The 17,795-nt window shown below is 68.9% G+C and carries 18 protein-coding genes; 7 read left to right on the top strand and 11 right to left on the bottom strand.

Features of this window, described 5'->3' with window-relative positions:
- Positions 1-53: 53 nt before the first annotated feature.
- Positions 54-677, top strand: a complete 624-nt coding sequence (locus JVH1_RS08315) for a TetR/AcrR family transcriptional regulator (protein ID WP_009478863.1) — start codon at positions 54-56, stop codon at positions 675-677.
- Positions 678-686: 9 nt separating this feature from the next.
- Here JVH1_RS08315 and JVH1_RS08310 read toward each other — a convergent pair whose 3' ends face one another.
- Complete coding sequence (locus JVH1_RS08310) at positions 687-2,336, bottom strand: amidohydrolase (protein WP_009478864.1); 1,650 nt, start codon at positions 2,334-2,336, stop codon at positions 687-689.
- 17 nt (positions 2,337-2,353) lie between these two features.
- The gene (locus tag JVH1_RS08305; RefSeq protein ID WP_009478865.1) at positions 2,354-3,592 is read right to left on the bottom strand and encodes an MFS transporter; all 1,239 of its coding nucleotides are present in this window, start codon (positions 3,590-3,592) and stop codon (positions 2,354-2,356) included.
- Between the two features lie 288 nt (positions 3,593-3,880).
- Here JVH1_RS08305 and JVH1_RS08300 point away from each other — a divergent pair, with 288 nt between their 5' ends.
- Positions 3,881-5,407, top strand: a complete 1,527-nt coding sequence (locus JVH1_RS08300) for a PucR family transcriptional regulator (protein WP_009478866.1) — start codon at positions 3,881-3,883, stop codon at positions 5,405-5,407.
- Between the two features lie 24 nt (positions 5,408-5,431).
- Here JVH1_RS08300 and JVH1_RS08295 read toward each other — a convergent pair whose 3' ends face one another.
- The 5 genes from JVH1_RS08295 to JVH1_RS08275 all read right to left on the bottom strand — a co-directional run bounded on the left by JVH1_RS08295 (position 5,432) and on the right by JVH1_RS08275 (position 12,750).
- Positions 5,432-6,793: an NAD(P)/FAD-dependent oxidoreductase gene (locus tag JVH1_RS08295; protein WP_009478867.1), complete on the bottom strand. Its 1,362-nt coding sequence runs from the start codon at positions 6,791-6,793 to the stop codon at positions 5,432-5,434.
- A 51-nt stretch (positions 6,794-6,844) separates the two neighbouring features.
- A complete protein-coding gene (locus tag JVH1_RS08290) occupies positions 6,845-10,027 on the bottom strand; it encodes an NAD-glutamate dehydrogenase domain-containing protein (RefSeq protein WP_009478868.1) in 3,183 nt (1,060 codons plus the stop codon).
- Positions 10,028-10,176: 149 nt separating this feature from the next.
- A complete protein-coding gene (locus tag JVH1_RS08285) occupies positions 10,177-11,340 on the bottom strand; it encodes an MFS transporter (RefSeq protein WP_043781748.1) in 1,164 nt (387 codons plus the stop codon).
- A gap of 1 nt (position 11,341) precedes the next feature.
- Positions 11,342-11,806, bottom strand: coding sequence for a hypothetical protein (locus JVH1_RS08280; RefSeq protein WP_009478870.1), 465 nt, complete (start codon positions 11,804-11,806; stop codon positions 11,342-11,344).
- A 14-nt stretch (positions 11,807-11,820) separates the two neighbouring features.
- Positions 11,821-12,750 carry an AEC family transporter gene (locus JVH1_RS08275; RefSeq protein ID WP_009478871.1) on the bottom strand — a complete coding sequence of 310 codons (930 nt, stop codon included), beginning with the start codon at positions 12,748-12,750 and terminating at the stop codon, positions 11,821-11,823.
- A 141-nt stretch (positions 12,751-12,891) separates the two neighbouring features.
- On the opposite strand from JVH1_RS08275, the gene JVH1_RS08270 reads away from it, so the two are divergent.
- The 3 genes from JVH1_RS08270 (at position 12,892) to JVH1_RS08260 (ending at position 15,075) form a co-directional block, all read left to right on the top strand.
- A complete protein-coding gene (locus JVH1_RS08270; RefSeq protein WP_009478872.1) occupies positions 12,892-13,944 on the top strand; it encodes a serine hydrolase in 1,053 nt (350 codons plus the stop codon).
- A gap of 80 nt (positions 13,945-14,024) precedes the next feature.
- Entirely contained in the window at positions 14,025-14,414 is a 390-nt protein-coding gene (locus tag JVH1_RS08265) for a DUF6153 family protein (RefSeq protein ID WP_237724128.1), read from the top strand.
- 70 nt (positions 14,415-14,484) lie between these two features.
- On the top strand, positions 14,485-15,075 hold the full coding sequence (locus tag JVH1_RS08260; RefSeq protein ID WP_009478874.1) for a DUF305 domain-containing protein: 591 nt from the start codon (positions 14,485-14,487) through the stop codon (positions 15,073-15,075).
- A 61-nt stretch (positions 15,076-15,136) separates the two neighbouring features.
- Here the strand turns inward: JVH1_RS08260 and rpsR are convergent, their stop codons facing one another.
- The 4 genes from rpsR to rpmB are packed head-to-tail and all read right to left on the bottom strand — an operon-like array spanning position 15,137 to position 16,122.
- Positions 15,137-15,391 (bottom strand): 30S ribosomal protein S18, encoded by a 255-nt coding sequence (gene rpsR / locus JVH1_RS08255; RefSeq protein ID WP_009478875.1) that lies wholly within the window; start codon positions 15,389-15,391, stop codon positions 15,137-15,139.
- Positions 15,392-15,400: 9 nt separating this feature from the next.
- Positions 15,401-15,706, bottom strand: a complete 306-nt coding sequence (rpsN, locus tag JVH1_RS08250) for a 30S ribosomal protein S14 (protein WP_009478876.1) — start codon at positions 15,704-15,706, stop codon at positions 15,401-15,403.
- Between the two features lie 12 nt (positions 15,707-15,718).
- Complete coding sequence (gene rpmG, locus JVH1_RS08245; RefSeq protein ID WP_005238642.1) at positions 15,719-15,886, bottom strand: 50S ribosomal protein L33; 168 nt, start codon at positions 15,884-15,886, stop codon at positions 15,719-15,721.
- Complete coding sequence (gene rpmB / locus JVH1_RS08240; protein ID WP_009478877.1) at positions 15,886-16,122, bottom strand: 50S ribosomal protein L28; 237 nt, start codon at positions 16,120-16,122, stop codon at positions 15,886-15,888. The genes rpmG and rpmB overlap by 1 nt, the downstream gene beginning before the upstream one ends.
- A gap of 98 nt (positions 16,123-16,220) precedes the next feature.
- Here rpmB and mrf point away from each other — a divergent pair, with 98 nt between their 5' ends.
- A complete protein-coding gene (gene mrf, locus JVH1_RS08235; protein WP_051033788.1) occupies positions 16,221-17,486 on the top strand; it encodes a ribosome hibernation factor-recruiting GTPase MRF in 1,266 nt (421 codons plus the stop codon).
- A complete protein-coding gene (locus tag JVH1_RS08230; protein ID WP_009478879.1) occupies positions 17,483-17,737 on the top strand; it encodes a type B 50S ribosomal protein L31 in 255 nt (84 codons plus the stop codon). Before mrf ends, JVH1_RS08230 begins: the two co-directional genes overlap by 4 nt.
- The last annotated feature ends 58 nt before the right edge of the window (positions 17,738-17,795 follow it).

The following is a 17,795-nucleotide window of genomic DNA, read 5'->3' as shown; positions in this document are numbered from 1 at the left end:
CAGTCAAACAACTGGGCCGAGTGTCACAGATCACGTCGGCTAGTGTCAACGGCATGGCGCGACCGAACACTCAGAAGCAGCGGCGTTCCGAACTCATCGAGGCGACGCTCCAGGCGGGATCCGCGCACGGGCTCAGGTCGCTGTCCCTGACCGATGTCGCGAAGCGCGCGGGCCTGACGCGCGGCGCGCTGCTCTACTACTTCGACGATCTGGATTCGCTTCTCGTCGAGGCGCACCGGGCCGGCACCGAGCGCTACTGCGATCTGCGCGACGAGGCGGTGGCCGCGCAGTCGTCGTACGCCGCCAAGCTGCGGACGGCCATCGACGCCGGGCTGCCGAGTGGTCCCGACGACACCCTGATGCGGTTGCTCTACGAATTCGACTTCATGACAGGCACTTCGGCGCTGCACGACGAACTGGTCCAAAAGATGTATCTGCGGCAGCTCGCGACGTACCGCGCCATCCTCGGCGACGGGCACGCGGCGGGGGAGTTCGCCGTGCGCGGCGACATCGACCAGGCGGCAATGAATCTGGTGGCCCTCGAGGATGCGTACGGTTTGCACATCGTCGGCGGAAACAGCCTCATCACCGTCGATGCCGCGCGCACAGCCATGCTGGGGTTCTGTGAACAGATCGGCTGCGGCGTCACGGAAGACGCCGCAGCCGAACGGGACTGACCGGGTCGGCTACACGGGGTGGCTGCCTGCCACCTCCGCTTCGTGGCGCACGGAGCCGGCCACCACGGTCAGCTGCACCCGCGCTGTGAGGAGGGAATCGGCGCCCGCGGTGAACGGATCCCCGTCGAGGACCACGAAATCGGCGGCCTTGCCCGCCACCAGTTGACCGGTGAGATCGTCCCAGCGGCACGAGTAGGCGGCGTCGCGGGTGGCGTGCGCGAGCGCGTCCGCCATCGGCAGTGCGTACTCGGGCAGGTTCGGTGCGAGCGCCGGATCGATTGCGGACTTACGCGTCGTCGCGATGTACATGTTGGGCAGCGGGGGATGCGGCGCCGTGGGGGCGTCGGACCCCAGCGCGAGGACGGCGCCCGCGGCGGTCATCTCGGGCCACGGGAACGCCCGCTCGACCCGATGGTCGCCCAGCATCGCCCGCCAGTTGTCCTGGATCGCCGGATCGGCATGGACCGGCTGCATCGACGCGACGACCCCGAGGCGCGCAAGGCGCTCCACATTGTCCTTCGTGATCGTCTCCAGGTGCTCCATCCGGTGCCGGCGCGGGCGAATCCCGTTGGCGGCGATCGCCTGTTCGAGCGCGGCGAGCGCGATCTCCGACGCCTCGTCGCCGATCGCGTGCAGCGCCACCTGGAGGCCGGCGGCATCCGCCGCGACGACCACCGGTGCCAGCGAGGCGAGGTCCCAGATCGGTTCGGCATTGGTGCCGTCCGAGTACGGTTCCTTCATCGCCGCGGTGCAGCTGTCGATGACGCCGTCGATGATGATCTTGATCCCGGCCATCCGCAGCCACGGACCCTGCAGTCGCCTGTGGTGCTCCACCGCCTCGTGCACCTGGCGGACGTTCTCCTCGTCCGAATCGGTTCGTTCGATCAGCCAGTGGCCGGCCACCCGGAGCGGCAGCGTGCCCCCGCCTGCGGCCAGTGCGCGTTCGAGCGCCTCGACCTCGTCCGCGCCGAGCGCCATGTCGACCGCCCCGGTGACGCCGTCCGCGAGATACTGCTCGAATGCGGCCGCGAGGGCGACGTCCCGCTCGGTGTCGCTGACCAACTTCGCGAGGGCGGGCCACACGATCTGGGTCACCGCCGTCTCGTAGAGCATGCCGGTGGCCTCACCGGTGACGGGATCACGCTCGATCCGGCCGCCGATCGGGTCGGGAGTGTCTGCGTCGATGCCGAGTTCGCGGAGCGCGGCCGTGTTCACCCACGCCGAGTGCACATCGTTGGAATCGAGGTACACGGGGCGGTCGGCCTCGGCCGCGTCGATCATCTGCCGCGTCGGCGGGTGTCCGTCGAGTGCCGCAAACAGCCAGCTGCGTCCCAGGAGCCGGGGCGCGTCCGGGTTCTCGGCGGCGAATCGGCGGATGCGGTCCTGGATGTCGTTCAGATCGGCGGCGCTCTGCAGGTCCAGCTTCTGGAGGGCCTGGCCCATCATCAGCAGGTGGGTGTGGGCGTCGATGAAGCCGGGCAGGACGAAGGCCCCGCCGAGTTCGACGACGCGGGCGTCGCCGGACAGCGTGTCGGCGGTCGCGGTGTCGCCGACGTACGTGAGGCGATCGCCCTGGACGATCATCGACTCGGCCCAGGCGGGTTCGGCGGCGGTGAAGATCCGGCCGCCGCGGTAGTGGGTCGTCGTGTCGGTGTTCATGGTGTTCTCTCTTTCCGTCAGACGACGACCGAGGTGGTGTACCGGGCAGTGGGATCCTGTCCGGGTGACGCGGAGGCACGCTCGGTGCGCGTCGACAGGCGGGCGATCGACACGATCGGCACCAGCAGGACGAGGCTGATGCCCGCGAGGACGACGCCGAACGCGACGTAGCCGACTGCGCCGGTCACGAGGGTGCCGAAGAGCGGGGCGAACGCGGACCCCACCAGATACGTTCCGAGGAGCGGGGCGGACCAGCGGCCGGACGAGTCCAGCGCGGCCGCGATGGCGACCACGTAGATGAAGGCCGCGGCGTACACCGTGTTCCAGGCGATGATGAGCACCAGATACGTCGTCGAATCGGTGGCCAGGCACGAGCCCAGTTTGAGGGCGGCGCCGAGCACGAGGAGGACGGCGGTGGGGACGGTGCGTCCGAGGCGTGACCCGAGCGCCGTGAGGACGAGGGCGGCGCCGATGCCGCCCGCGGTGGAGAGGCTCAGGGCCAGGCCCATCTGCTGTTCCGTCAGGGCCGCGTGTTCGGCGCCCATGATGCCGGACACCGCCCACAGCGAGTCCTCGCCGATCGCCCAGACGGCGAAGAGTACGAGCAGGGTGAAGCCGGCGACGGCCAGTTTCTTCTCGGTGACGCCCTCGGGCAACGGGGTTCGGGTGTGCGCGGTGCTCGCCGAGTCGTCCACGACGGCGGGGGCGGACGGCAGCCAGGTGATCGTGAACACCGTCGCCAGCGCCAGCACCGCGACGATCCCGAAGGCATTGGTCATGTGCAGGCCGAGGATCGGGATCAGTGCCAGTACCCCGGTGACCGCGGTGCGGTTGACGAGCCCGTTGATCCCGGACACCCGGTTCGGATTGTTCAGCGCGGCCAGGGCCGCCCCGCCGACCGCGACCGCGCCACCGGCACCGATCCCGCCGACGAGGATCGCGACGCACGCGATCGGCGCCGAGTGGACGGTGGCGGCGACGGCGAATCCCGCGGCCATCACGACGAGGCTGACGCGGCCGAGCAGGTGGCGCGAGCGCCCCGCCGCCCACCGGGTGGTCGCGAGACAGACGAGTGCGGTGGCCAGCAGGGAGCCGGTGAGGACGGCGCCGGCGACGGTCTGGGTGATGCCGAGATCGTCGACCATCGCGATGATCATGAGCGGGATCAGATTGGCCGTGATGTAGCCGACGACGAAGACGCTGAACGTGGCGATACCGCGGCCGAGTGTCAGTGGGACGCGGACTGCGGCGGTCACGTGGGGTTCCTGGGGTGGGTCAACGACAACTCCGTGTCTCGGGTGGCGGCCCGCGTGAGACGTGGGTCACTTAGCGAATGGGATTCGTTAAGTATGCGGAGGGCGCGTCCCGTACGCAAGGGGTCAAACGAACTCAATTCGTTAATGTGGGGTTTCGGCGTCGCCCGAGGGTCGACGTCTGACACAATGGAGTAGTCGTCCGTGCTCCGCTGGCCAACTTGTCCAGCGCTATCCCGATCCCGACCGGTCAGGGTGGCACGGACCCGACCGCAATGCGCAGGAGCCGACATGACCGTTCCCGTTCGCTGGATGTTGTCCCAGCCGGACCTGGCTCTCGAATTGAAGGGTGGCGCCGCCGGTCTCGGCAACGAGATCACGTTCGCCCACACCACCGAACTGCAGGACCCCTTCCGGTGGCTCTCCGGCGGAGAACTGCTCCTCACCACCGGAATCCGGCTACCGTTGACCGCCGCCGACCGGGCCCGATACCTGCGCGGCCTCGGTGAAGCCGGGGTGGCGGCGGTCGGGTTCGGCACCGGTCTCTCACATCCGGAGGTGCCCGAGGACCTGGTCGCCGTCGCCGACGAGATCGGGCTGCCGCTGCTCGAGGTGCCGTTGCCGACACCGTTCGCGGCCGTGATCAAGCGGGTCATGAACCGACTCGCGGAGCAGGAGTACGAGGCGGTGCTGCGCGCATCCCGGGCGCAGCCGCGGATGACCCGCGCCGTCATCCAGGGCGGCACCGGTGCCACTGTGCGCGAGCTGGCCGTCGCCACGTCGGCCACCGTCCTGCTCCTCGACCTGTCCGGCCGGGTGCTGGAGTCGCATCCGGCGCAGCCCGCGGAGGACGTACTCGGGGAACTGCGGGAAGTGCTGGAGGCGGGCACCGGCGGCGCGTCGAGCAGCGTGTCGCTGGCACGGTCGGGCGCGTCGATCACGGTGCAGCAGATCAGCGTCGGCAGCACACCACACGGACACCTCGCCGTGATCAGCCCCACCGCGCTCAGCCACGTCGACCAGATCCTGCTCGGTCATGCGAACTCGTTGCTCGCCTTGGATTTCGAGAAGCCGGTGCGACTCCGGACCGCACAGAACCGGCTCAATTCGCACGCCCTCGGCCTGCTGCTCACCGAGGACCGCGACCTCGCGCCCGCCTGGTCGCAGATTCGGCACGCCGCGGACGCCGACGGGATGGTCCGCGGACTCACGGTCGTGGCCGAGACGCCGGCACTCGCGGAACGGGTGGAGTCGGCGGTCGCGGTCGCGATGAACAAGGCCGGGCGGCAACTCTTCTCGCGCCGTCACGATACGCGGGTCACCGTTCTGCTGCGGGGCACCGACGACGTGGACTTCGCGCGGGCGATGCTGCGCGGACTGTCCGCGCCGGCGCGGAAGGCGATCCGTGCCGGGCTGAGCGGGAAGCGGGAGGTCGCCGGTCTGGTGGCGGCGATCGAGCAGTCCCAGCTCGCCGCGTCGGCCGCCGAGGCGGGAGCCGAGCCGTTGGAGTTCGCGGCGCTCACCGGCAGCGCGCTGCTCGCCTTCAGCTCGACGCGGGAGGTGCTGAACTCGCTGGCGGACACGATGATCGCGCCGATCGACGAGTACGACCGCACCAACGGCACGGAACTGTTGGGATCGCTGCGGGCGTTCCTCGAGGCGAACGGGCACTGGGAGTCGGCGGCCGCGGCGATGGGCGTGCACCGGCACACCCTGCGCAGCCGCATGTCGCGGATCGAGTCGTTGATCGACTGCCGGCTGGACGTGGCGCGGGTGCGCGCCGAACTGCTGCTCGCGATCATCGCCCGGCAGTCGTGACTGCCGGGCGATGATCGGACGGGACTACTTGCCGAGGCGGGCGACGATGTCCGCGGCGGTGCGCTGACCCATCCGCACGGCGCCGTCCACGTGCTGGTAGCCCTCGGCGGCGATGTCCGAGCAGGAGAAGTGGAACGGTCCGACCGGCGTCCGCGTGTCCTTCCCGTACCGGTGCAGACCACCGAGGTCGAAGCTCGCGGCGTACGCGCCCCGGGTCCATTCCTCCGAGCCCCAGTCGGACTCGTAGTAGACGACCGGCTCGGCGGCCTTCGGTCCGAGGTAGCGGGCGAGCGAACCGAGGATGGTGGCGCGGCGCTCCTCTTCGCTCAGTTCGAACATCGCGTCGGCCTTCTCGTCCGACACGAACGCGACGAGGGTTCCCCGGGTGTCCTCGTGGTTGGTGTTGTCGTACACCTCCTGGACGACCTCGGACGCGCCGAATCCGGTGCCTGCGAGACCGTCCTCACGCCAGAACGGGGTCTCGTACACCGCGTGCACCTTGATGACGAGTCCCAGCGACTGGTGCTGGTGCATCTGGTGCTGGCGGCGCGGCAGCGGCGGGTCGTAGGAGATGCGGGAGTACAGGTTCGGCGGGACGGCGAGCACGACGCGGGACGCCTCCACACGAATGTCCCCGTCCGCCAGCACGACTGCGCCGTTCTCGCTCCACTGGACGGTGCGCACGGGCGCGTTCAGGAAGACGTCGTCGCCGAGCGCGGCGGCCATCCGGATCGACACCTGCTGCATGCCGCCGATGACGCGCTTGTCGAGGATGAAGTCCTCGTCCACCAGGTGTGAGAACGATCCGGCGGACGCGGCCATGAGCACCGCCTGCAGCGCCGAGAACGAGTGAGCGGGCTTGGTCAGCATGCCGCCTGCGATGAACAGGCCGATGTTGTCGCGGGCTTCGGCGTCGTCGGACTGCTCGATCAGCCAGTGCTTGAAGGAGATCGTGTCCAGTTCGCGGGCCAGCGGGTGCGCCCAGGGCTCCTCGGCCCCGACCTGCGCGGCCAGGTCGTCGAGGATCTGGATCAGCCGGTCCATCTCCTTGCGGGTCGTCTCGTCGACGGGGAAGGATTCGCCGGTGTAGCGGGTGCGCTCGCCAGAGGCGGAGATGTAGACGGACTCACCCTCGCGGTACCGGTCGAACGTCTCGAGTCCGAGTTCGTCGAGCAGCGAGATGAGCGTGGTCTGGTCGGGGGAGACCCACTGGCCACCGATCTCCAGCATCGCGCCGTCGATGGTGTCGGTCCAGGTCCGACCTCCCACGCGGTCGCGCGCCTCCAGGACCGCGACGGACAGCCCCGCCTTGCGCAGCGCGGTGGCTGCGGCCAGGCCGGACGGGCCGGCGCCGACGATGGCGACATCACGTTGGAGAGTAGGCACTTTCGAGCTCCTTTGGTTGAAGTGCTGACGGATTCGTGAAAGGTGGTTCGGTTAGCAGCGGGTGAGCGCGAGCGACAGTTCGGCATCGATGACGCAGATGCTCGAGTTGTCCACGCGGTCGTGGCTGCGCAGCTCGCCCAGCATCTGGGCCAGGCGGTCCGCGGCGGTGGCGTGTTCGGCCAGCCAGCCGGCGACGGCGTCGGCGGCGGACGTCGCGGGCGAGGCGTCGCGCAGTACCAGTCCGATCAGGCCGTGCCAGTGCTCCTGCAGGTTGTCGACGAGGACGGCACCCGCCATCGCCTCCCAGTAGGCGGTCCCGGTCTCGCCGACGGAGAACCGTTCCGACAGCCAGTCGAGGCCCACCACACGACCGAATTCGCGATACGTCTCGGCGACCTGGGTGATCGGCAGGTCGAGCGACTGCGCGGTGGTCTCCAGGGCGAAGCCCTGCGCCAGGATCCGCAGCGTGCCCAGGTCCTGGGCGGGCGCACCGGTGAGGCGCGGCAGTGCCGCCGCGAGTTCCTGAACCGGCTTCGCGAACCGCTCGATGAGCTGCTGCGCATCCGTGCCCGCGGTGCGATGCCGCAGCAACCACGACGTGGTGCGTTCGATCAGGTCCTGGATGCCGAAGTGCAGGTTCAGCCGGGTCCGGTGGGACGCGCCGGGCAGGGTGAGGACCTCGTTCCACAGGCGGTCGATGTCGAACACCTGCCGCACCACCGCGTACGCGACGGTGATCTCGGGGGTGCCGACGCCGAGCCGCTCCTCGAGGCGGTGGATCAGGCCGGGGCCGACACGGTCGATCATGTCGCCGGCCACGATCACGGCCACGATCTCCCGGGCGAGCCGGTGACCGCTGATCTGCTGGGGGACGCGTTCGCGGATGGACGCCGGGAAGTAGTCGGCGAGAACACCGTCGAACACGGCGTCGTCGAGCACGGGGGAGGCGAGCAGTTCGGTGACGACGAGGTTCTTCGACTGTGCGAGCAGAACAGCGATCTCCGGCCGGACCAGTCCCTGGCCCGCGCGGTGCCGGGCGGACAGTTCCGCCGCCGACGGCAGCACCTCCGCGGCGCGGCTGATCCCGGCGTCGCGCTCGAGGTTCTCGATCAGCCGCTCGTGGCGTCCGAGCAGGAACGGTGCGTGGACCTCGGCGAGGCTGATGGCGAGCGTCTGGGAGGCGGCGTCGGCAAGCACCGATTCGCCGATCTCGTCCTGGACGCGGGCGAGCAGAGTGTTCCGTTCCTCGGCGGGGAGTTCGCCCGCCGCCACGGCCGCGTCCAGCGCGACCTTCAGGTTCACTTCCCGATCCGACGTAGCGACGCCGGTGGCGTTGTCGATGAAGTCGGCGTTGATCCGGCCGCCGTTCAGCGCGTACTCGATGCGGGCGCGCTGCGTGAGGCCGAGGTTGCCGCCCTCGCCGATCACCGCGGCGCGCACATCGCTCGCCTCCACCCGGACGGCGTCGTTGGCCGGGTCGGCGGCGTCGGCGTGCCCCTCGGTGGAAGCCTTGACGTACGTGCCGATTCCGCCGTTCCACAGCAGATCCACGTCCGCGGTCAGCAGCGCCTTCACCACCTCGTGCGGGGGGAGTTCGGTGGCGGTGACGCCGAGGCGTTCCCGCACCTGCGGCGACAGCGGGATCTTCTTCGCCGTCCGCGGCCACACGCCGCCGCCCGCCGAGACGAGGCTCCGGTCGTAGTCGTCCCAGCTGCTGCCCGCCACGGAGGCGAGGCGCTCGCGCTCCCGGTAGGACGCCTCGGAATCCGGTTCGGGATCGAGGAAGATGTGCCGGTGGTCGAACGCGCCGACCAGCCGGATGGCGCGGCTGAGCAGCATCCCGTTGCCGAACACGTCGCCGGACATGTCGCCGATGCCGACCACCGTGAACGCGTCGGTGTCGACGTTCTTGCCCATCTCCGCGAAATGCCTGCGGACGGAAACCCATCCGCCGCGCGCCGTGATACCCATCGCCTTGTGGTCGTAGCCGGCGGAGCCACCGGACGCGAACGCGTCGCCGAGCCAGAAGCCGCGACGCGTCGCGATGCTGTTGGCCAGGTCGGAGAACCGGGCCGTGCCCTTGTCGGCGGCCACCACCAGATACGGGTCGGCGTCGTCGTAGATCACCGTGTCGCGGGGGTGGACCACCTCGCCGTCGACGATGTCGTCGGTGACGTCGAGCAATCCGTCGATGAAACTCGTGTACGCCGCACGGACCGCGTCGGGCGTCGTCTCGGTGCGCACCACGAACGCGCCCTTCGCGCCCATCGGAACGATCAGCGAGTTCTTCACGTGCTGCGTCTTCATCAGACCCAGAACCTCGGTGCGGAAGTCGTCCTTGCGGTCCGACCACCGCAGGCCGCCGCGCGAGACCGGACCGCTACGAACGTGGCTGCCCTCCACGATCGGCGAATGCACGAAGATCTCGCGGTACGGGGTCACGGCCGCGGACAGCGACAGCAGCGACGGGTCGATCTTGAACGCGGCGGGGGCGGCGCTGATCGTGCGGTCGTGCTGGAACCAGTTGGTGCGCAGCACCGCCGACGTGAACGACAGCAGGCCGCGGAGCAGACGGTCCTCGTCCAGCGTCGCGGTGCGGTCGATCGCGTCGAACAGCACGCGCTCCGCGTCCGCGACCGCGCTGTCGCGGTCGGTGCCGGTGACGGCGGGATCGAAACGGGCGGTGAACAGGTCGCGGAAACCGCGCACGAAATCGCTGTGCCGCAACAAGATTGCCACGATGTTGGGTTCCGACAGACCCAGCCCCACCTGGCGGAGGTAGCGGCAGGCCGCCCGGACCATGACGGCGTCCGTCCACGTCAGGTTCGCCGCGGCGACGAGCCGGGTGAACCCGTCGACCTCCAGATGTCCGGCGGCCGCGGCCTCGAACGCGTCGGACAGCAGGCCCGGAGTTTCGGCGTCCCAGGCGAAGTCGCCGGTGCTGAAGTCGAAGCGGTGGACCAGCGGGCTGCCGGGCTCGCCCGCGGGCAGCTGTTCGTGGGACGCGACCCGCAACCCCAGGTCCGCGAACAGCGCGACCAACTCGGCGAGCAACGGGGTGCCCTGCGGCCAGACCATGACGGCGGCCGGCTCGGGCAATGCATCCGCGGTGTCGACGAATCGCAGCCGCGGAGTGGTCCCTCCGGACGCCAGGACCGCGCTCGACACGGCGGCCTCGTCCTGGCGTGGACGGGGTGTGTCGGTCGTGCTCGGAATGACACCGGTATAGCTCATCGTGTGGCTCCTGACCCCTGATCTGGCAAACGCGTGACTTGGGAACCAGTGTGTCGAGAAGAGACGCACGCCACATCCGACGAAGTGGAGCGTCGTGTGGCGACGGACGCGACGTTTCGGAGCTGTGAGTACTTGTTAACCGTGGGCGGTTAACAAGTACTCACGGCTCGCCAGGTGGAGACCGCTGCGGTGCCGAGCAGTCCGCCGGTGATCACGAAGATCGACGACGTACCCGCGACCCCCGCCGCGGCGCCTGCGGCCAGCGGAATCAGTACCTGCCCGAGCCGGTTGCCGGTCAGGCGCAGCGACAACGCGGCGGCCCGGTTGGCGGCGGTGACGAGCCCGGCCACCCACGTCATCGTCAGTGGTTGACCGATGCCCCAGAAGAATCCGGCCACGACGAGGAGCAGGGCCATCCAGACCGGGTGGGGCACGAACGGCAGCAGGGCGGTGGGCAGCGCCGAACACAGCGTGGCGGAGATCAGCAGCTTCTGCCGCGGCACTCGGGTGAGCAGCCACGGCAGGAACGCGCGCGACACGATCGACGCCGCGGTCCGCGCGGTCAGCAACAGCGACACCAGGAGGACGCTGAAACCGAACTCGTGCCCGAGGACGGGGAGGTACGCGACGACGACGTCGACCGATGCCAGCACGATCAGACTGCTGAACACGGCCGGCCGCATCCCGGTCGTCGAGATCATGCTGAACACGGACTGCCGGTCGCCTTTCGACGGCGACTCCGCCGCTTGCGGGCGTTCGCGTATCGGCCAGGCGAACGGGATCGCGGCCAGCGACACCACACCCATCACCGTCAGCGCCAGAGTGGTTTCGACGACGCCGCCGTCCGAGCTCATCGCCGCGATCAGTCCGACCAGCGGAACACCGACGGCCTGGCCGATCGAGACGCCGAGCGTCAATCCGGCAAAACCCCGGTCCAGCTCACCGGGCGGGGAGAGGAGCGTGATGAACCCCTGCCCGGCGACGGTCACGAGGATCTGGCCGAACCCGAGGATCACGTTGCCGAGGCCGAGGACGATCAGGTCGTCGCTCACGGCGATCACCAGGACACCGAGCGAGGTCAGCACCACGCCGGTCCGCAGGACCGCGGCAGCGTGCCGCCGGTCCACGGCGCGTCCGATCCGGACCGCGACGAGCAGCGGTGCCAGTGAGAACAGGGCGGTGACGACGCCGATCGTGACGGCGTCGCCGCCGAGCGCGAGGACGCGGTAGGAGACGAGAACGCGGACAGCGTGATAGACGGCCTGGAGGAGAGCAGTGGCAACGCAGACGTTGAGGAACCAGTGCTTCACCACGTCATCCGTTGATCACCTGGCGATTGCCGAGTGGCGCCTGCAACGGGACTTCGAGGGTGCCGAACACGGCGACGAGAATGCACATCTTGTCGGCGGCCTCCGGGAGGGTGCCGGTGCGCAGCGAGATCGTGACGGTGGTGTCGGTCTCGGTGACGGTCGCGTCGGCGCCGTAACACTCCGGGGTCCCGGTGACGAAGTGGATCGCCACCGTGTTGCCGTCCGCGCGGGACCACGACTCGAACGGCGTCGGATTCGCCCGGACGATGTCGGGGCGCGACTCGAAGACGGTGCCGAACTCGCCGCCGGGCACTTCGGAGGGAATCGGCATCCCCGACGACGGATTGGTCGGGCTGGGATCCACTGCGGACGCGATCTCCGGGGGAATCGTCGGTTCGTCGGTGCTCGAACCGGACCCGCATCCGGCGAGGGCGAGGCAGGCCAGCACTGCGAGGGCGATTACGCGCATATGCCACGGTAACCTCATCCCGCGAGCAGGCCGGAGACCAGCGCAATCCCCGGAATCGCGGCCAGAGTGGTGACGAAGGCCGTGTCTCGCGCCAGCACCGTTCCCACCCCGTACCGGCTGGCGTAGACGAAGACGTTCTGGGCCGTCGGCAGTGTCGCCACCACCACGATGGCGAACAGTTCGTGGCCGTCCAGCCCGAGCAGGAAGCGCGCCATCAGGTAGGCCAGCACCGGTTGCACGACGATCTTGAGCACCGACGCCAGCGCGACGTCGCGTCGCGGGCTCGTCCCCTTCTCCAGCACCCGCACCCCGTACAGCGAAATGCCGAACGCGAGCAGCGCGCCCGGCACCGACGCGCCGCCTAGGAGCCGGAACGGCTGCATCAGGGCTTCCGGGGGTGTCCAGCCGAGGAGTGCGATCAGCAGTCCCGCGGCACCCGCCACGACGATCGGGTTCTTGAACGGCGCGGTGATCGTGTCGAGTCGCGACGCGCCGCGTCGGAGCGTGGTGACGTCGAGGATGGTGAGGGCGATGGGGGAGTACGCGATGATCTGGAACAGCAGCAGCGGCGCCACGAACGACGCGTCCCCCAGCACGAACACGGCGATGGGTATGCCGAGATTCGCGGAGTTCACGTAGGACGCCGACAGGGCGCCGATCGTCAGTTCCGGAAGGGACCTGCGTAGCCACACTCTCGCAATGACCATGTACAGTGCGCCGACCGTCAATGCCGTGACAGCCGCGACGGCCAGAGTGGGCGAGAAGATCACCGAGAGGTCGGACGATGCGAGCGAATCGAACAGCAGCGCCGGTGTGGCGACGAAGAACACCAGCCTGCCCAGGACGGTTTCGCCCTCCGCACCCAGCGTCCCGCGACGGCCGAGCAGGTAGCCGATCGCAATGATCACGAATATGACGGTGAATCCCGCAACAATTCCCGACACGCTGCGGGGCACCTCCTCGACAGGTAAGCCTCCTGTCGGCAAACCTTCCGAAGTCTAGTGCTCGGCGTTCGGGTGGGTGACAATAGCGTCCGGTCGGGGAGATCGTCTGTGCGCGCGTTCCGTCGCGCTCGAGGAGTCGCAATGCTGCGTCGAACGACCGTCCTCTGTGCGCTGTTCTGCGCGTGGACCCTCGCCTGGGGCGCGGCTCCCGTGGCGTCGGCGCTGGCCCCGCCGTCGAGCGGGGATCCGAACCTGATCGCGCTCGCCGGGCAGGTGCTCGGGCGCAGCTACCGCGAGAACGCGAGCGTCGCGTACATCGACGCGTCCGGCACCCGGTTCGCGAATTTCGGGGCCACCGAGGACACCGACTTCGAGATCGGTTCCGTCACCAAGACATTCACCGCGGAATTGTTCGTCGACGCCGTCGCCCGGGGTGAGGTGCGCGAGGACACGAAGGTCGGAGATTTGTTGCCGTTGCAGGGCGCACCGGTCGGCGACGTGACGCTGCTCGAGCTGGCGTCCCACACGTCCGGGCTGGCGCAGTTCCCGATGAGCACCGACACCGTGGTGGCCGTCGGGCACTGGGTGGTCGCGTCCAACCCGTTCACCTACGACCGGGACACCCTGCTGCAGCAGCTGCAGTCGGCGCCGCTCACGACCCGCGGCACGTACTCGTACTCGACCGTCGGCTTCGCGCTGCTCGGTCAGGCGCTGGCCGCGGCCGCGCACACCGACTACCCGTCGCTGCTCCGCGAGCGCATGCTCGTCCCCCTCGGACTGTCGCAGTCGTGGATGCCGCTCACCGCCGCCGACCTGCCCCCGAATGTCACCCGAGGATTCGACGTCCTGCACCGGTCGCAGGACCCGTGGCCGTTGGATGCCTACGCCCCGGCCGGCGGGTTGCGGTCCACGGCGAACGACATGTCGGCGTACGTCCGTGCACTCCTCGACGGGACGGTCCCCGGCGCCGCGGCCTTGGACTCGCGGTGGATCGGTGACAACTTCCGCGCGCTGACGTGGTCGATCGTCCCGTTCGAAGGTCGCGAGTACACGCTGCACGGTGGCGCGACCGGTGGTTTCCAGTGCACCGTCGTGCTCGACCGCGAGAACGACCGCGGGCTCGTCATCCTCACCGACACCATCGGCGGTCTCGAGCAGCAGGGTCTGGAGATCCTCGCCCACACCCCGATGTGAGTGTTTTCGCGTCCCGGGGCACACATTGTCACTCACCTGCCCAGGTACCCCCGCTGGGTATGTCCGGTTACAGTGGTCGTGTGGAGACGGCAACCGGGCGGACGCGCACAGTCGCGGCGCGTGCCGCGCTGCTGATCGCCGTCGCCGCCGGGGTGCTCCTCATGCACAGCCTGATCGCGCCGACCGCGATCGCCGCGGCGCACGGGCAGCCCTCGGTCACCGCGTCCCACGCCGAAGACCCCCACGGATGCGGCGGGGACGGCTGCGAGCAACCCCATCTCACCGGACATCAGTGTGCCGGCGTGATCGTGGTGATCGCCGCGCTGACGTCGGTGATGTTGCTGTGGTGGCATTCCGTGGATCCCGCCGCGCGACGGTCGCGGGTGAGCGCCGACCGTGTGCAGTCGGGGCGCGGACCACCACCGTGGACGGTGCTTTCTTTGGCGGAACTCTCGATTCTGCGGGTGTGACAGGGAGCCCGGGGCGCGTGCCCCGGCGGATCCGGCTGTCATTTCCCGAATCGATCTCGAGGAGTTCTTCATGCGCACCACCATCACTGCCCTGATCGCCGCCGCGGCAGGCGCGGCTCTCGTCCTGGCCGGCTGCGGCACCGACTCGGCAGGCACCTCGTCGACGTCCGGCGCCTCGACGTCCGCCGTCGAATCGCAGGCACAGTTCAACGATGCCGACGTCGCGTTTCTGGAAGGGATGTACCCGCATCACGCGCAGGCGGTGGAGATGGCCGACATGGTCGCCGGCCACACCGACAACGCCGACGTGGTCGCTCTGGCCGCCGCGATCAAGTCGGCGCAGCAACCGGAGATGGACCGGATGACCACCTGGCTCCAGCAGTGGGGGCGACCGGTTCCGCCCGACATGTCCGGCATGCACGGCATGAACCACGACGACGGAATGATGTCGGCCGATCAGATGGACGCCCTGACGGCACTGACGGGCACGGAATTCGACCGGCAATGGCTGACCATGATGATCGAGCACCACGAGGGCGCGATCGACATGGCGAACACCGAACTGGCCGACGGTGAGAACCCGGAGGTCAAGCAGATGGCCACCGGCATCGTGACCGCCCAGCAGAAGGAGATCGCCGACATGCAGGCCGCGCTCGGCTGACCGGAATGACGAAAGGCCGCGTAATCCGAGGATTACGCGGCCTTTTCGGTGCCTACGTGAGTTACCGGCTCGTGAAGGGCAGCAGAGCCATCTCGCGAGCGTTCTTGACGGCGACGGCAACCTGACGCTGCTGCTGCGGGGTCAGGCCCGTGACGCGGCGGCTACGGATCTTGCCGCGGTCCGAGATGAACGTGCGGAGGAGGTTGATGTCCTTGTAGTCGACGTGCTCGATCTTGGCCGCGAACAACGGGTTCTTCTTGGGCTTGCGGCCCTCGACGGGACGCGGCTTCTTCGACGGTGCTCTCTTGACTGCCATCTGCTTCCTTTACCAGCTCGACTTGTGGACGCCTGGCAGCTCCCCGCGGTGCGCCATCTCGCGAACACGCACGCGAGAGAGCCCGAACTTCCTCAGGTGGCCGCGCGGACGTCCATCCGCAGCGTCTCGATTGCGCAATCGTACCGGACTCGCGTCGCGGGGCAGACGCTGCAGTGCCGCCCGGGCCTCCGCGCGCTCGTCTTCGCTGCTCGACGGACGGCGGATGGTCTCCTTCAGCTCTGTGCGGCGCTCGGCCCAGCGTGCCACGACGATCTTGCGCTGCTCGTTCTTCGCGATCTTCGACTTCTTCGCCATGTCGGGTGTCTTCTACTTCTCTTCTCGGAAATCGACGTGCTTCCGCACGACCGGGTCGTACTTCTTCATCACGAGACGATCGGGGTCGTTGCGGCGGTTCTTGCGGGTCACGTACGTGTATCCGGTGCCTGCCGTCGACTTCAGCTTCACGATCGGGCGGATCTCGTTGCGGGCGGCCATCAGATCTTTCCCCCGCGGGCGCGGATCCGGGCGACGACGGCCTCGATGCCGTCCCGGTCGATGGTCTTGATGCCCTTGGCGGAGAGCGTGAGGGTGACTCGCCTGCCCTCGCTGGGCAGGACGTATGTCTTCTTCTGGATGTTCGGATCCCAGCGCCGGTTGGTGCGCTTGTGGGAGTGCGATACGGACTTGCCGAATCCTGGCTGGCGTCCGGTCACCTGGCAGTGCGCCGACATGGGCGTTCCTCTCTGTCCTCTCGTGGGACCGCCCCGAGAGGGTGATGACAATCATTTTCGACAACAACGAGATTCCAATGTAGCGTTTCGTCCACGTAATGACAATCGTTATCGAAAGGGTGCTCGTGAGTGAGATACTCGACGGCCGGACGCCGCTGATCCTGGTTTCCGGGTGGAACGGCCCCACCGAGGACGCGGCGCGGTCGCTGCTCCGCGACGGCACCGTCGTCGTGCATCACGACCTCGACCTCGTGCACGAAGGCGTCGTGCGCCGGACCGTCACCACGCTGGAGTCGGGGGCGCCACGCGAGCGCCTCGGCATCCTCGAACTGGCGCACGGCTGCATCTCCTGCACGCTGCGCGAGGACCTTCTCCCGCTGCTCCGCCGTCTGCACACCCGCAGTTCGGTGCAGCGCATCGTGCTGCACCTCGACCGCCGGCTCGAACCCGAGGCCGTGTGCTGGGCGGTCGAGCACGTGGCGGTGTCCGGCGTGGTGGGGCAGATCGACGGTCCGGCATCGCGGGACGTGCGCGTCGACGGCGTTATCACCTGCCTCGATGCGGGATCGTGGCTGTCCGACGCCACCGGCGACGACGCACTGGACGACGACCGCACCGTCGCACAGGTCGCAGTCGGGCAGGTGGACTTCGCCGACGCCCTGGTGGTGTCGGGCAACGCAGGCGACGGCTGGCAGCAGGCCCGGCTCCACGCCGTCCTGACCCGGCTCGCACCGGGCGCACCGATCGTCTGGGACGGGGAAGCGCCCGACGTCGAGCGCCTGCTCCTCGACATCCCGGCCGGCGCGCGGCGGGGTGAGCTGTCCCACGCCCACTCACCGCTGCTGCGCGGGCAGCCGCCGCTGTCCCACGACTGCGGCGTCATGCTCGTCGAGTTCACCGCCACCCGGCCGTTCCATCCGGAACGACTGCACGAGGCCGTCGACGTGCTCCTCGACGGAGTCGTCACGTCTCGCGGCCGCGTGTGGGTCGCGACGCAGCCGGACGAGGCGCTGTGGCTCGAGTCGGCCGGTGGGGGACTGCGGGTGGCCAGTGCCGACCGCTGGCTGGCCGCGATGACCCCGGAAGAACAGGAACAGGTCCCGACTGCACGCCGCGCGATGGCCGCGCTGTGCTGGGACGAGCGCTTCGGCGACCGGCACACGTCGATGGTGGTGCTGGTCCATGCCGCCGACCCCACCGAGATCGACCGCACGTTGCAGTGGGCGCTCGTCACCGACGACGAACTCGCGGACGAGGCGGCCTGGCAGTCGTGGCCAGACCCGTTCGGGCAGTTCCACGAAGACCCCTGCGAGAGCAGCCAATCACCCTATGCAGAACCCGAATCGAGAGAGGGACATGAATGAAGGCGAACATCCATCCCGATTACCACCCCGTGGTGTTCCAGGACGCGAGCACCGGAACGACGTTTCTCACGCGGTCGACGGTGACCAGCGACCGCACCACCCTGTGGTCGGACGGCAACACCTATCCGCTGGTGGTCGTGGACGTGACCAGCGAGTCGCACCCGTTCTGGACCGGCGCGCAGCGCGTGATGGACACCGCGGGCCGCGTCGAGAAGTTCGAACGCCGCTACGGAGTGCGCAAGCGCCCGTGAGTACTTGTTAACCGCCCGCGGTTAACAAGTACTCACGGGTCGACGAAGGAGGAGACAG

The sequence above is a fragment of the Rhodococcus sp. JVH1 genome (assembly GCF_000280725.2).
Taxonomy (GTDB): domain Bacteria; phylum Actinomycetota; class Actinomycetes; order Mycobacteriales; family Mycobacteriaceae; genus Rhodococcus_F; species Rhodococcus_F jostii_A.
The sequence above is the reverse complement of the archived record's forward strand: the minus strand, read 5'-3'. Positions and strand labels throughout refer to the sequence as shown.

Excerpts from the sequence above, each read along its gene's own strand:
- JVH1_RS08315 (WP_009478863.1), top strand. The coding sequence starts at position 54 with ATGGCGCGACCGAACACTCAGAAGCAGCGGCGTTCCGAACTCATCGAG.
- JVH1_RS08310 (WP_009478864.1), bottom strand. The coding sequence starts at position 2,336 with ATGAACACCGACACGACGACCCACTACCGCGGCGGCCGGATCTTCACC.
- JVH1_RS08300 (WP_009478866.1), top strand. The coding sequence starts at position 3,881 with ATGACCGTTCCCGTTCGCTGGATGTTGTCCCAGCCGGACCTGGCTCTC.
- JVH1_RS08290 (WP_009478868.1), bottom strand. The coding sequence starts at position 10,027 with ATGAGCTATACCGGTGTCATTCCGAGCACGACCGACACACCCCGTCCA.
- JVH1_RS08280 (WP_009478870.1), bottom strand. The coding sequence starts at position 11,806 with ATGCGCGTAATCGCCCTCGCAGTGCTGGCCTGCCTCGCCCTCGCCGGA.
- JVH1_RS08270 (WP_009478872.1), top strand. The coding sequence starts at position 12,892 with ATGCTGCGTCGAACGACCGTCCTCTGTGCGCTGTTCTGCGCGTGGACC.
- JVH1_RS08260 (WP_009478874.1), top strand. The coding sequence starts at position 14,485 with ATGCGCACCACCATCACTGCCCTGATCGCCGCCGCGGCAGGCGCGGCT.
- rpsR (WP_009478875.1), bottom strand. The coding sequence starts at position 15,391 with ATGGCAGTCAAGAGAGCACCGTCGAAGAAGCCGCGTCCCGTCGAGGGC.
- rpsN (WP_009478876.1), bottom strand. The coding sequence starts at position 15,706 with ATGGCGAAGAAGTCGAAGATCGCGAAGAACGAGCAGCGCAAGATCGTC.
- rpmG (WP_005238642.1), bottom strand. The coding sequence starts at position 15,886 with ATGGCCGCCCGCAACGAGATCCGCCCGATCGTGAAGCTGAAGTCGACG.
- rpmB (WP_009478877.1), bottom strand. The coding sequence starts at position 16,122 with ATGTCGGCGCACTGCCAGGTGACCGGACGCCAGCCAGGATTCGGCAAG.
- mrf (WP_051033788.1), top strand. The coding sequence starts at position 16,221 with ATGACAATCGTTATCGAAAGGGTGCTCGTGAGTGAGATACTCGACGGC.
- JVH1_RS08230 (WP_009478879.1), top strand. The coding sequence starts at position 17,483 with ATGAAGGCGAACATCCATCCCGATTACCACCCCGTGGTGTTCCAGGAC.